Source organism: Rhodopseudomonas sp. BR0C11, from assembly GCF_010820945.1.
In the GTDB taxonomy this organism is placed as follows: domain Bacteria; phylum Pseudomonadota; class Alphaproteobacteria; order Rhizobiales; family Xanthobacteraceae; genus Rhodopseudomonas; species Rhodopseudomonas palustris_H.
In genome coordinates this window covers 1-13,312 of sequence record NZ_QTKI01000103.1, presented here as the reverse complement: position 1 = coordinate 13,312, position 13,312 = coordinate 1, and the positions used below count along the sequence as shown (strand labels likewise).

General features: G+C 65.0%; 14 protein-coding genes and 2 pseudogenes. 7 read left to right on the top strand and 9 right to left on the bottom strand.

Features of this window, described 5'->3' with window-relative positions; all coding sequences use genetic code 11:
• The 6 genes from mltG to DYI24_RS28630 form a co-directional block, all read right to left on the bottom strand.
• Window positions 1–1,033: endolytic transglycosylase MltG (gene mltG, locus DYI24_RS10645; RefSeq protein WP_164572265.1), on the bottom strand; the 1,033-nt coding region annotated here is incomplete at its 3' end.
• A gap of 201 nt (window positions 1,034–1,234) precedes the next feature.
• Window positions 1,235–2,500 carry a beta-ketoacyl-ACP synthase II gene (gene fabF / locus DYI24_RS10640; protein WP_107346636.1) on the bottom strand — a complete coding sequence of 422 codons (1,266 nt, stop codon included), beginning with the start codon at window positions 2,498–2,500 and terminating at the stop codon, window positions 1,235–1,237.
• Window positions 2,501–2,596: 96 nt separating this feature from the next.
• Window positions 2,597–2,836 (bottom strand): acyl carrier protein, encoded by a 240-nt coding sequence (locus DYI24_RS10635; RefSeq protein ID WP_002716125.1) that lies wholly within the window; start codon window positions 2,834–2,836, stop codon window positions 2,597–2,599.
• Between the two features lie 303 nt (window positions 2,837–3,139).
• Entirely contained in the window at window positions 3,140–3,877 is a 738-nt protein-coding gene (gene fabG, locus DYI24_RS10630; protein ID WP_164572264.1) for a 3-oxoacyl-[acyl-carrier-protein] reductase, read from the bottom strand.
• 19 nt (window positions 3,878–3,896) lie between these two features.
• Entirely contained in the window at window positions 3,897–4,856 is a 960-nt protein-coding gene (gene fabD, locus DYI24_RS10625; protein WP_164572263.1) for an ACP S-malonyltransferase, read from the bottom strand.
• A gap of 237 nt (window positions 4,857–5,093) precedes the next feature.
• A complete protein-coding gene (locus DYI24_RS28630; RefSeq protein ID WP_349627764.1) occupies window positions 5,094–5,309 on the bottom strand; it encodes a hypothetical protein in 216 nt (71 codons plus the stop codon).
• Between DYI24_RS28630 and DYI24_RS10620 the strand changes: the two genes are divergently transcribed.
• From DYI24_RS10620 to rplI, 5 genes are all read left to right on the top strand, one after another.
• A complete protein-coding gene (locus DYI24_RS10620) occupies window positions 5,290–6,471 on the top strand; it encodes a diguanylate cyclase domain-containing protein (protein WP_349627763.1) in 1,182 nt (393 codons plus the stop codon). The two genes, DYI24_RS28630 and DYI24_RS10620, sit on opposite strands and share 20 nt — an antisense overlap.
• Before the next feature lie 171 nt (window positions 6,472–6,642).
• A complete protein-coding gene (gene rpsF / locus DYI24_RS10615) occupies window positions 6,643–7,119 on the top strand; it encodes a 30S ribosomal protein S6 (protein WP_164572261.1) in 477 nt (158 codons plus the stop codon).
• 5 nt (window positions 7,120–7,124) lie between these two features.
• The gene (gene rpsR / locus DYI24_RS10610) at window positions 7,125–7,364 is read left to right on the top strand and encodes a 30S ribosomal protein S18 (RefSeq protein ID WP_011158623.1); all 240 of its coding nucleotides are present in this window, start codon (window positions 7,125–7,127) and stop codon (window positions 7,362–7,364) included.
• Between the two features lie 127 nt (window positions 7,365–7,491).
• Window positions 7,492–8,442 (top strand): hypothetical protein, encoded by a 951-nt coding sequence (locus DYI24_RS10605; protein ID WP_164572260.1) that lies wholly within the window; start codon window positions 7,492–7,494, stop codon window positions 8,440–8,442.
• Window positions 8,443–8,477: 35 nt separating this feature from the next.
• Entirely contained in the window at window positions 8,478–9,065 is a 588-nt protein-coding gene (rplI, locus tag DYI24_RS10600) for a 50S ribosomal protein L9 (protein WP_107344947.1), read from the top strand.
• 169 nt (window positions 9,066–9,234) lie between these two features.
• Here the strand turns inward: rplI and DYI24_RS10595 are convergent, their stop codons facing one another.
• The 3 genes and pseudogenes from DYI24_RS10595 to DYI24_RS10585 form a co-directional block, all read right to left on the bottom strand.
• Complete coding sequence (locus DYI24_RS10595) at window positions 9,235–10,227, bottom strand: hypothetical protein (protein WP_164572259.1); 993 nt, start codon at window positions 10,225–10,227, stop codon at window positions 9,235–9,237.
• A gap of 267 nt (window positions 10,228–10,494) precedes the next feature.
• Window positions 10,495–10,841 (bottom strand): annotated as a pseudogene (locus DYI24_RS10590) (class I SAM-dependent methyltransferase); the annotation flags it as partial.
• Window positions 10,842–10,959: 118 nt separating this feature from the next.
• Window positions 10,960–11,157 carry a hypothetical protein gene (locus DYI24_RS10585; protein ID WP_107344949.1) on the bottom strand — a complete coding sequence of 66 codons (198 nt, stop codon included), beginning with the start codon at window positions 11,155–11,157 and terminating at the stop codon, window positions 10,960–10,962.
• A 397-nt stretch (window positions 11,158–11,554) separates the two neighbouring features.
• Here DYI24_RS10585 and DYI24_RS10580 point away from each other — a divergent pair, with 397 nt between their 5' ends.
• Together DYI24_RS10580 and alr are read left to right on the top strand one after the other, a co-directional pair.
• Window positions 11,555–13,051 (top strand): replicative DNA helicase, encoded by a 1,497-nt coding sequence (locus DYI24_RS10580; RefSeq protein ID WP_164572258.1) that lies wholly within the window; start codon window positions 11,555–11,557, stop codon window positions 13,049–13,051.
• A gap of 67 nt (window positions 13,052–13,118) precedes the next feature.
• A pseudogene (gene alr / locus DYI24_RS10575) lies at window positions 13,119–13,312 on the top strand (alanine racemase); the annotation flags it as partial.

The window sequence follows — 13,312 nt, the reverse complement described above, 5'->3', positions numbered from 1 at the left end:
CCTCGTAATTGTCGCTGAAGGCGTGACCACCGCTGCCGTCGGCGACGAAGTACAGATCGCGGGTGCGCGCCGGATTGGCGGCCGCCTCCAGTGAGGCGCGCCCCGGATTGGCGATCGGCCCCGGCGGCAATCCGTCGATCACATAGGTGTTGTACGGGGACGGCTGGGTGATCTCGCTGCGCTTGATCGGACGGCCGAGCGTGCCCTTGCCGCCGACGAGTCCGTAGATGATCGTCGGGTCGGACTGCAGCCGCATCTTCTTCTGCAGCCGATTGACGAACACCGCGGCGACGCGGGTGCGCTCATCCGGCTTGCCGGTCTCTTTCTCCACCAGCGACGCCAGCGTCACCAGCTGCTCGGGCGTCTTGATCGGCAGGTCCTGACTGCGACGCTCCCAGATCTCGCTGAGCACCCGCTTCTGCGCCTGCTGCAAGCGGTGGATCACCTGCTCGCGCGGCGTACCACGGGGAAATTTGTAGGTCTCCGGCAGCAACGTTCCTTCACGCGGAATTTCACGAATACTGCCGGTGAAGATCGGATTGTCGGACAGGCGCTCGACGATCTGCTCCGAAGTCAGTCCTTCGGGAATCGTCACCGCGTGCTGAACCACCTTGCCTTCGACGATGGTTCCAATCACGTCGCGCAGGCTGGCGCTCTTCTGAAACAGATACTCACCGGGCTTGAGTTCAGTGCGGGCGCGCAGCGCCATCACGCCGCCCGCAAACACCAGCCACCCGTCTTCGATCACGCCTTCGCGTTTCAGGATCTGTGCGATGTCGTCGAGACCCGCGCGCTGCGGGATGTTGACGACCTTGTCCTGCGCGAGCGGGCCCGGCGCTTCGAGCTTGTTCTTGCCATACACGTACAAGCCGCCGGCACCGATCATCACAACCACGATGAAGGTGATGATCGCATTGCCGATGATGACCAGCGGATTGCGGGCATGATCGGACCGCTTCGGCGGCGGCGGAAGCTGCTCCGGCTCAAGCGCCGCACGCGGGCTTCTCGGCGAAATCGGCGGCCTTTCACTCATCGGTGCAACCTGAATCCTGTCGGCTCGCATTGGGGCCGGCGCAATCTGCACCGGCGACATTCGGGATCACGACTTCGATGCAATGTCCGATCTGGAGTCTATCCAGGCGGATGAGGGCTGCAACCGATCATACTCCGAAACTAACGGACCGCGTAGGGTTTAGCAGCGATTGCGGCGAAACGGTGGATGAAGGCGCGCGCGTTAGTTCGGCACGCGCTGCAACAGCAGCGACGCATTGGTGCCACCGAACCCGAAAGAGTTCGACAACGCAACGTTGATCTCGCGCGACCGCGGCTTCCACGGCACCAGATCGATCGCGGTCTCGACCGAAGGATTGTCGAGATTGATCGTCGGCGGCGCGACGTTGTCGCGAATCGCCAGCACGCAGAAGATCGCTTCCACGGCACCGGCAGCGCCGAGCAGATGGCCGATCGACGACTTGGTCGACGACATCGACACGCGCGAGGCCGCGTTCCCCAAGAGACGCTGCGCCGCACCGAGTTCGATCTCGTCGCCGAGCGGCGTCGAGGTGCCGTGCGCGTTGATGTAGTCGATGTCCGACACCGCGATGCCGCCACGCTTGATCGCGGCGCTCATGCAACGGAACGCACCGTCACCATCCGAGCTCGGCGCGGTGATGTGATGAGCGTCGCCCGACAGACCGTAGCCGATCACTTCGGCATAGATCCGTGCGCCACGCGCCTTGGCGTGCTCGTACTCTTCCAGCACGACGACGCCCGCGCCCTCGCCCATCACGAAGCCGTCGCGATCCTTGTCATAGGGCCGCGAAGCCTTGGTCGGCGCATCGTTGAAACCGGTGGACAGCGCACGCGCGGCGGCGAAGCCGGCCATCGCCAGACGGCTGATCGGAGATTCGGTGCCGCCGGCAACCATCACGTCGGCGTCGCCGAGCGCGATCAGCCGCGCCGCATCCCCGATCGCATGCGCGCCGGTCGAGCACGCGGTGACGACCGCGTGGTTCGGACCCTTGAGGCCGAATTCGATCGAGACGTAGCCCGACGCCAGATTGATCAGGCGGCCGGGAATGAAAAACGGAGAGATCCTGCGCGGGCCGCGCTGCTCGAGCAGCAGCGCCGTCTCGGCGATGCCCTGCAGACCACCGATGCCGGAGCCGATCAGCACGCCCGAGGCGCAGCGCTCTTCTTCGGTGGAGGGACGCCAGCCGGCGTCATCGAGCGCCTGACGCGCCGCCGCCATCGCATAGACGATGAAGTCGTCGACCTTGCGCTGGTCTTTCGGCTCCATCCATTGATCAGGATTGAAGGTGCCGTTGGTACCGTCGCCACGCGGAATGATGCAGGCGATCTGGCTGGCGATATCCGACACGTCGAACGCGTCGATCTTGCGTGCACCGCTTTCGCCGGCAAGCACGCGGCTCCAGGTTGGTTCGACGCCGCAGCCCAGCGGCGACACCATGCCAAGGCCCGTGACGACAACCCGTCTCATCTCCAGCACTCCGGCGTAGAATGCGCGATGCAAAATAAGAAGCCGGTGGACCGCTTTTGTGCGGTCCGTCCGGCTTCCATCACACCGCGCGGAGCGTCAGCTCTTTGCGTTCTTCTCGAGAAACTTGGTGGCGTCGCCGACGGTGAGAATCGTCTCGGCGGCATCGTCCGGAATTTCGCAGCCGAACTCTTCTTCGAACGCCATCACGAGTTCGACGGTGTCGAGGCTGTCGGCGCCGAGATCGTCGATGAAGCTGGCGCTATCGACAACTTTCTCGGGTTCGACACCAAGGTGTTCGACCACGATCTTCTTAACCCGCTCGCCAATCTCACTCATCTATTTAACCCCGTGCTGTTCCGTTTCGACCCGACCGACAGACGATACGAGCCATCGTGGTGCGTCAACTCGCTAAGTTCCCGTCGCATCGCGAAGTGTGTTGATTTTGCCCCCGTCCCCGGGTCGAAGCCGACCACCCGGGCGGCAAGCTCCCCATCGCCAATATACAGGGTTTGGACATCCTGCAATGGCCTTCTTTGCTTGTCCGCCAGTGGTTCGGTTATCATACTTCCGATGCATTGACCACAAGCCCGCGGCGACTGCGGGGGACCGCGTGCGCCGCCACAAGCTCGCAGATTGCTGTCAGATCATCGCCATCCCGCCGTTGACGTGAATGGTCTGACCGGTGACGTAGGCGGCCTCATTTGAACTGAGATAAACCGCCGCAGCCGCAATGTCGTCCGGCGTGCCGAGCCGGCCGGCCGGCACCTTGCCGAGAATCGCCTCGCGCTGCTTGTCATTGAGAACGTCAGTCATCGGCGTCGCGATGAAGCCCGGCGCAATGCAGTTCGCCGTGACGTTGCGCTTGGCGTATTCGGCGCCGAGCGTCTTGATCATGCCGATCAAGCCCGCCTTCGAGGCCGTGTAGTTGCCCTGCCCCGGATTGCCGGTGACGCCGACCACCGAAGTGATTGCGATGATGCGGCCGAACTTCTTGCGCATCATCAGCTTGGTGGCGGCGCGCGTCAGCCGGAAGGTCGCCGTGAGGTTGACCTTGATCACCTCGTCCCAATCCTCGTCGCGCAATTGCACGAACAGATTGTCGCGGGTGATACCTGCGTTACATACCAGGATGTCGAGCCCGCCCATGGCCTCGGCCGCAGCCGGCACCAGCGCCTCGACGTCCGCCGCATCCGACAGATTGCAAGGCAGCACGTGCACGCGTTCGCCGAGCTTGCCGGCCAGCGCGTCGAGCGCCTCGCGCCTCGTGCCGGAGATCGCCACGGTGGCACCCTGGCCGTGCAGCGCCTGGGCGATCGCGCCGCCGATGCCGCCGGTTGCGCCGGTGACCAGCGCGGTTCTGCCTGTCAGATCGAACATCTCGCCTCCTTGTGCCGGCTTATGCCGAGCGTCCGGCCGCCAGCGCGTCTTTCGCCGACGCGATGTCGTTGGGGCCACCTACGGAAATACCAGTCGCGCCATCCGCGATCCGCTTCACCAGGCCACTCAGCACCTTGCCGGCGCCGATCTCCAGAAACTGGTTCACGCCCTGCGACGCCATGAAGGCAACCGACTCGCGCCAACGCACGGTCCCGGTGACCTGCTCGACCAGGCGGCGGCGGATTTCATCCGGATCGGTGATCGGCGACGCCAGAACGTTGGCGACCAGCGGTGCCGCCGGTGCCTTGATGGTGACGCCCGCGAGCGCCTCGGCCATGGCTTCGGCCGCTGGCTGCATCAGCGAACAATGGAACGGAGCGGACACCGGCAGCAGCATCGCACGCTTGGCACCCTTGCCCTTGGCGATCTCGACCGCGCGCTCCACCGCGTCCTTATGACCGGAGACCACGACCTGTCCGCCGCCATTATCATTGGCGGCCTGGCAGACCTGGCCCTGCGCGGCTTCGGCCGCCACGGCGACGGCGGTGTCGTAATCGAGGCCGAGCAGCGCGGCCATCGCGCCGACGCCGACCGGCACCGCCTTCTGCATTGCCTGACCACGGATCCGCAGCAGCCGCGCGGTGTCGCTCACGCTCAGGCTGCCGGCCGCCGCCAGCGCGGAATATTCGCCGAGCGAATGACCGGCCACGAAAGCGGCATCCTTGCCGACCGACACACCGGCTTCAGACTCCAGCACGCGCATCGTCGCCAGCGACACCGCCATCAGCGCCGGCTGCGCGTTCTCGGTGAGCTGCAGCGTTTCGGCCGGACCTTCCCAGATGATCGAGGTCAGCTTTTCGCCGAGCGCCGCGTCGACTTCGTCGAACACCGCCCGTGCCGCCGGGAAGGCTTCGGCGAGCGCCTTGCCCATGCCCACGGCCTGGGACCCCTGCCCCGGAAAAGTGAATGCTGCGGTCATCTGGATTCCTGAACCTGTCTCTGAAGTCGGGGCCGTAAGACACCGCCCGGCCCCGTCGTGTCAAGTTGACTGCTGTCTAACATCCTTTCGAACAGCCCTGTGACTCACAGGCTTGTTGTCATCGTCTCGGCAACGCCTCTCAGAGTCGAACGGCCGGCATCTGCGAAATGCATTTACCGTACAGGAAGGTGCGTACGACTTTTAAGGAACCCATCAACGCTTTCCCGGCTACCGCTATCACCAGCACAGCGGACGATTATTCCTCATGCGATTGATCAGCGAACGATACTTGCCTTCGACAAATGCGAGCTTTTTTCGCGCAATTGGCCCATCCAGTCCGATCATCACTTGGCTGATCAGCGGCCCGCAGCCGCAGCCCGCCTCGATCGTTCGCAAATTGCTGCTGCATACGCAGACCAGGAAGCGGACGCTGGTGCTGGCGATCTTCTCCACAACTCTGATGGCCGCGGTGGTCGCCGCGACCACCGGTGCAATCTGGGCGATGGTCTGGCTCGCGGTCGAACTCGGGTTCGGTGCAGCACGCTACGCCGCGCTTGCTGCATTGCAGCGCGACGAAGCGGCCGGTCGCGCCGGCAATGCGGTCCTGCCGCTCTATCTCGGCATGTCCTGGGCGATTTGCTACGGAATTGGTTGCGGGCTTTGCGCTATCTCCGGCGAGTGGCTGCTGATTTTGATGGCGGGCATCTTCATCTCCGGCCTTGCGGGCGGCATCTCGTCCCGCAACTCGGGCACGCCGCGCTACGGAATTACGCTGATCTATCTGCTCGGCACGCCCTACAGCGTGGCGATGGTGCTGTCGCCGCTGCCCTATATGTACATCGTCGGACTGCTCGTTCCGATCTGGGGCCTGGGCATGGCTCTCGTCTTGCTCGAGAATTACGAGGTGCTGCTCAACCTGTTTCTCTCCGAGCGGAAGAATCGCCGTCTCGCCAACTACGATTCTCTCACCGGGCTTCCCAACCGGGTGCTGAAGCGGCAGCGGTTCGAACGATTGCTGCGCGGGGCTGATGCGGCCGGCCACCAGCCACTCACCGTGTTCTGTCTGGACCTCGACGGCTTCAAGAGCGCCAACGACCGGTTCGGACATGCCGCCGGCGATGCCGTGCTCGTTTCGGTCGCGGAGCGGCTCCGCAGCAGCGTCCGCGAGCAGGATCAGGTGTTTCGCGTCGGCGGCGACGAATTCGTGGTTCTGCTGCCCGGAACACGGACAGACGACGCGGCTCCCGTCGCTCAGCGAATCATCGCGGCGATTGCCGAGCCATTCGAACTGGCGGGCCACGGCCGGCTCGACATCGGCGTCAGCATCGGCGCGGCGACCTTCCCAGAGGATGGCGCGACGGTGGACGACCTGCTCCGGGCCGCCGATATTGCCATGTATCAGGCCAAACGTCAGGGAAAGGGCCGGTTCGTGGCATCCAGCCTCACCGGCACAGCCGCTCGACCACCCGCACCCGCTACCGCCAACCTGACTCTCCCCTCGAGACGCCGGGCACTGGAATCGGCCGACCGGTGGCCGAAACGGCAGCTTCAGTCCCTTGCCAAGGCGACCGAAATCCGTATAACGGCGCATCCGCAGATCCCGGCCGGGAGCTGAACGGACGGTCTCACCATGATCTCCCCTGGGCTTTATCTCCCTTGGCGATTTTGATGCGGCAGGGCCAGTCGGCTCGTCGTCCCGTGCTTCCGCCTTCTGAGCAGTCGAGTCCTTTCCGAAGGGTTCGAAGGGCTTGCCGCCGGTTCTGCGCTAACACGAGAAAGGACAACCATGCCTCTTTATGAGCATGTATTTTTGGCGCGCCAGGATGCCAGCGCCCAGCAGGTCGAAGAGCTCACCACCCAGATCACCGGCGTGATCGAAGGTCTCGGCGGCAAGGTCACCAAGACCGAGTCGTGGGGCCTGCGCTCCCTGACCTACCGCATGAACAAGAACCGCAAGGCGCATTTCGTGCTGCTGAACATCGACGGCCCGGCCGCGGTGGTCGCCGAGATCGAGCGCCAGGAGCGGATCAACGAAGACGTCATCCGTTATCTGACGGTGCGCGTCGACGAACACGAGGAAGGCCCCTCGGCGATGATGCGCAAGGCCGATCGGGATCGCGAACGCGACGACCGTGGCCCCCGCGAGGGTGGCTTCCGCGGTGATCGCGAAGGCCGTGGCGACCGCGACGGTTTCCGTGGCGATCGTGGTCAGCGCCGTCCGCGTGAAGACGCCGACGCCCCCGCAGCAGCAGTCGAGGAGTAAGCATCATGGCTGAAGCAGGTGCACGCCGTCCGTTCTTCCGCCGCCGCAAGACCTGCCCGTTCACGGGAGCGAATGCGCCGAAGATCGATTACAAGGACTCCAAGCTGCTGATGCGTTACGTCTCGGAGCGCGGCAAGATCGTGCCGAGCCGCATCACCGCCGTGTCCGCCAAGAAGCAGCGCGAGCTCGCGCGCGCCATCAAGCGCGCCCGCTTCCTCGGTCTGCTGCCCTACGTGATCCGCTAATCGAAGCAGCCCCGCGGCGTCCGCGCCGCGGGGGTCTCCTCTTTTTTCTCATAAGGCTTCCGGGTCGTCCGGTCGCCGATGGTTGGGGCAATATGCCTCTAACCGCTCGAAGGGAGCGGGACAGCTGATGATGATCAACATTCTGATCGCGCTCGCCGCCGGCTGTGCTTCGGCGCTGATGTTCGTCTCGATCGTTTCGGGCGCGCTGATCTCCCTGCTGCTGTTCTATCTGGCACCGCTGCCGCTGATGGTGGCCGCGCTTGGCTGGGGCGTGCTCGCCGCCGCGATCGGCGGTCTGGTCGCCGCCATCGGCCTCGCTGCGCTGGTCAGCTTCTCCTACGCCATCGCATTTGTCGTGACGATCGCCGTGCCGGCCTGCTGGCTTGGTCATCTCGCGCTGCTGGCGCGCCCCGCGGAAGCCGCGCAAGGCGAAACGCCCGCGCTGGAATGGTATCCGGTCGGCCGCCTTGTGGTGTGGATGGCCGGCTTTGCCGCCACCACCACGATGGCCGCTCTGTTCACGCTCGGCACCGACGGCGCCGCCATCAATGACGGCCTTCGCAACGGCCTGCAGCGCGCGCTCGGTCCGCGCAGCACGCCCGGCAGCGACGCCGCGCTGGTCGACGCGCTGGTGGCGATCGCGCCGCCTGCCGCCGCCACGGTGGCGATGGTGACGCTCACGCTCAATCTGTGGCTGGCTGGCAAGATTACCTCCGCCTCCAACCGCCTCGGCCGGCCGTGGCCGGATCTGCGCACCGTGACGCTGCCGCCGATGACTCTGGCGGTGTTGTCGCTGGCGCTCGCACTCAGCTTCGTCGGCGGCCTGACCTCGATGTTCGGCAAGACCGCCAGCGCGGCGCTGTTCGTCGCCTATGGGCTCACCGGTGCGGCGACCCTGCACACGCTGACGATGGCGTCGCGCAGCCGCCTGTTTCTGCTCAGCTCGACCTACGCGTTGATGCTGATCTTCCTGTGGCCCGCCGTCGGCCTGATCGCCCTCGGCCTCGGCGACGCCTTCCTCAATCTACGGCAGCGCTACTTCGAGCGCCGCTCAATGCCGCCTCCCCCTACTCACTAGTTCAACATCTTTCGCAAACACACGAGGAGATCATCATGGAAGTCATTCTACTGGAACGTGTCGCCAAGCTCGGTCAGATGGGCGAGCTGGTCCGCGTCAAGGACGGTTTCGCGCGCAACTTCCTGCTGCCGCGCGGCAAGGCGCTGCGCGCCACCGCCGCCAACCGCGAGAAGTACGAGCACATGAAGGCCGATCTCGAGGCGCGTAACATCGCCGCGAAGGCCGAGGCCACCAAGGTCGCGGAGAAGATCGAAGGTCAGAACGTGGTGGTCATCCGCCAGGCGTCGGAAGGCGGCCAGCTGTTCGGTTCGGTGTCGGTGCGCGACATCATCGCCAGCTTCGACGGCCAGGGCGTCAAGATCGATCGCAGCCAGGTGCTGCTCGACGCCCCGATCAAGACCATCGGCAAGCACTCGATCCAGGTCGCGGTGCATCCGGAAGTCGAAGTCGAAGTGTCGGTCACCGTGGCGCGCAGCGCCGAGGAAGCCGAGCGCATCAACCGCGGTGAAGACATCTCGACCCGCCGCGAGGACGAAGACGCTGCCGCCGAGGCGCTGGCCGCCGCCGGCGAGTTCTTCGATCCGGACGCGGAGTTCGGCGAAGAGCAGCCGGCCGAGCAGTAAGCCTCGCCTGCAGCCGATCATCTCCAGAGCCCGGCCTGAGCAATCAGGCCGGGCTTTCTGTTGCCCACTCACAGGCCGGGCACACTCTCCAGAACCAAGCCTTGGCTGCCGACAAACGAAAAAGGGCCGCGCATCGCGCGGCCCTTTGATCGTCAGAACACCTGAGTGGTTATTTCGAGGCCGGCACGTCGCCCGATCCAGACGGCGCCTGCGCGGGCGGCGGCACCACTTCGGTCGACGGCGCCGATGGCGTTTCCGACTGTCGGGCCGGCGGACCGGCCGGTGACGGCGGCGGAGCAGCCGGCTTCGGCGTCGCGGCGGCCGGCGCAGCAAATTCGGGCGCCTTGGTCTCGGACGGAGCCGCCGGCTTGGCCGGCTCAGGCTCCGCAGCCTTCGGCGCCGGGGTCACCGCAGGCACCGGATCGGTGCGTGCGGGAGTTTCGGCCGCAGGCGCCGCAGCGGGCTTGCCAGCTCCATGCTTCGGATCAGCGCCAGCCTGGCCGTTCTTGGGCTCAGCCGCAGGTGCATCCGGCTTGGCGGCTTCAGGTTTGGCAGCTTCGGGCTTGGCGGCTTCGGGCTTGGCGGCTTCGGGCTGAGCCGGCTTCTCGCGCAGCCGCTTCTTGTCGCGGCGCTTCTTGGTCGGCTTGGCTTCCGGCTCAGGCGCGGCGGTCGGTTCTGCTTCGGCGCCCGGAGCCGGAGCCGGAGCTGCGCTCTCCGCCGGAGGTGCAGCCTCGACTGGAGCAGCACGGCGCTTGGACTTGCGACCGCGCTGAACCTTGGGCTCTTCCGCCTGCGGCGCCGGCGCAGCCTCGTCCGGAGCAACCGCTTCGGGAGCGCCGCGACGCTGGCGCCGCTGCTTCGGCTCGGCAGGTCCATCCTGCCGGCTGCGAGCGTCGGTGGCGCCGTTCGACACCAGATAGGCGCCGAGCGCCGACGCCATTTCGGCGCTAGTGGTGTAGTGCTGTCTCAGGAACGACCCGACCGCATTCGGCGGCACGGTGCGGAGCAGACCCCGAGGGCTCTTATGGCAGACCGAGCAGGTGCTCGCGAAGATCTGTGCCGAGCTCTTGCCCGCCTCTAAATTCTGGGCCCGGGCGGGCTGCGCGACGGTGATCCCAAGCGCGAGCAGTACCGCTACCGAACTGAGCAATCGGCTTACCATTTAGCCCTCCGATGCAAACAATCGCCGCTGGAGCGGCGGTGACCTTTTAGCGAATTGTGAGATGATTGGAAGGGAGAGATGGAACATCACCGTGCATGAAATGAGGCAGCTGATCAGCCTGTTGGTCATGACGCGGATGTTACCTGTGAACGCTTCGGCCGTGGCTGGGTCACAGCGATAAGAGCAGAGCTTGACGGCCGCCGTTGATGCAGCCGAGGCGCCGCTTCGCTGTCGGCGTCCGGTTTTGGGGCAAGTCGATGGACGGAGTATTTCGTCTGCTGCTCGGCCGCTCATCCAGCGCGGCGCCACGAACCGCGCGTCGTATGAGCGTTCGGCTTCCTCCCGATGCTTTAGGAAGTGCTGGCGCCAGGCTTTGAACCTCTCGGCGTCATGCGGCCGTAGGATGTCGATGTCGCACACCAAAAGTCCGGCGCGTTCGATAGCGGGCAAGCCTCCGAGCGTTCTGGCAGGTAGCCGCCCGGGAAGATGTATTTGGCGATCCAAGGATAGGTGAAACCGGGGCCATCGGAGCGGCCGATCGAATGAAGCAGCATCACGCCGTCGTCCTTGAGCAATTCGGCACGGCGGCGGAAGTAGGTGTTGTAGTGATCGACAGCCGATCACGCGCGACGATATCGCGGCGGAGGAGAAACGACTTCGTGGAATTGAAACAGCCGCTAGCCGCGGCTGCAACGCGCCGGCGAGTAAACCTGCCGGGCAGTGTTGGAATTCTCAGCTGACGAGACGGACCGGATCCTCATGGTCCGGCGCCAGGGGCAGCGGGCGTGCCAGATGAGCCTCGGCAGCGCACAGCAGTTCGCGGTCGCAAGGCCGATGCTCGGCCTCTTCAGCCGAGGCGCGCTCGAAAGAATCGATCAGCGAGGTCAGCCAATCGCGGTCGGAGTGGTCGTGGCAATACTGCTGCGCCATCTGCTCTGTCCATCATCCGAGGCGCCTCGCGAGCCGCTGCGAAGTCCTCGACGCTCTTGCCCTGTCCCGCGTCACCTTGTTCGAGTGCATCCCGTCAGGGAGCCTCGGTGATCGCGTCTTGCCGCTATCCTCGCCGAAAATTCTTACGAATCCCCGACTGGAGCGGATCGATCTGTCTCGACCGTCCATTTTGAACTGTCGTCCGACCGCCGCTAGAGGTTCAATGCCGCCGGAGGTCACGCCGGAACGCGTCAAGCACGGGTGATGGCGGCTGTTGCGGTCATCCACATCCTTGTCGCGCTGGTGCATAACGCGCGATTGCGGCTTTCGCTCCCGAGCAAATCGGCGCTTTAGTCGCGCCCCGCATCCGACAAATTCGACCCGATATTCGAGAGCTATGGCCGCATCTGATTCGAACGTTCTGAAGCTCGCGCCGGAACCCGGCGCGCCGGCTTTCCGGACCGCGCCGCACAACATCGAGGCCGAACAGGCCCTGCTGGGCGCGATCCTGGTCAACAATGACGCGTTCTACCGGGTGTCGGACTTCCTCGAGCCGAAGCACTTCTTCGAGCCGATCCACCAGACCATCTTCGAGACCGCTGCCAGCATCATCCGCGCCGGCAAGATCGCCACCCCGGTCACGCTGAAAACGTTCCTGGCGGCCGATCTGGATCTCGGCGGCCTGACGGTCGCGCGATACCTGGCGCGCCTCGCCGCCGAAGCCACCACGATCACCAACGCCCAGGACTACGGGCGGACCATCTACGAGCTGTCGCTGCGCCGCGATCTGATCGGCATCGGCACCGACATGGTCAACGTCGCCTTCGACGCGCCGGTCGACTTCGCGCCGAAGAACCAGATCGAAGACGCCGAGCGCCGGCTGTACGAACTGGCGGAATCCGGCCGGTACGACGGCGGCTTCCAGAAATTCTCCCAGGCGCTGACCACCGCCGTCGACATGGCGGCGAAGGCGTTCCAGCGGGACGGAAAACTGTCGGGCATCTCCACCGGACTGCGCGACCTCGACACCCGGATGGGTGGTCTGCAGCACTCCGACTTGATCGTGCTCGCCGGCCGTCCCGGCATGGGCAAGACCGCACTCGCCACCAACATCGCCTACAACGTCGCCAAGGCCTATCGCGGCGAAGTGCAGCCGGACGGCTCGACCAAGACCGTCAATGGCGGCATCGTCGGCTTCTTCAGTTGCGAAATGTCGGCCGAACAGCTCGCCACCCGTATTCTCGCCGAGCAGGCCGAGATCGCCTCGAGCAAGATCCGCCGCGGCGGCATCTCGGAAGCCGACTTCGACAAGCTCCGCGACGTCTCGATCGAGCTGCAGTCGCTGCCGCTCTTCGTCGACGAAACCGGCGGTCTGTCGATCGCCCAGCTCACCGCCCGCGCCCGCCGCCTGAAGCGGCAAAAGGGCCTCGACATGATCGTGGTCGACTACATCCAGCTGCTGCAGGGCTCCAGCAAGAAGGGCGACAACCGCGTCCAGGAAGTCACCGAGATCACCACCAGCCTCAAGGCGCTGGCGAAGGAATTGAACGTTCCCGTCATCGCGCTGTCGCAGCTCTCGCGTCAGGTCGAATCCCGCGACGACAAGCGCCCGCAGCTCTCCGACTTGCGTGAATCCGGTTCGATCGAGCAGGACGCCGACGTCGTGATCTTCGTGTTCCGCGAGGAATACTATCTGCAGAACAAGGAGCCGCGGCCGGGTACGCCCGAGCACGAGAAGTGGGCGACCGACATGGAGCTGGTGCACGGCAAGGCCGAAGTGATCATCGCCAAGCAGCGTCACGGTCCGACCGGTACCGTCGATCTGCAGTTCGAAGGTCAGTTCACCCGCTTCAGCGATCTCACCGACGACAGCCATCTACCTGAACGGATTTGATGCCGAAGCGGATCTGAGCCGCGCCGGCCGCCGTTGAACGCGCTGCAGGCAACGCATAAGGTGCGCCATGCATATCCTTCCCGATCCGAACGCCACCGTCGCCGAGTTATTGACGCCGGAGGCGGGCAAAGCTGCTGAGTTCGCCGCGGCCAACGCGGCAGCAACCGGCATTCTCACCGTCGATCTCGACGCGCTGGTCGCGAACTGGCGCAAGCTCGAGAAGACCGCGATCCCCTCCGAATGTGCCGGTGTGGTCAAAGG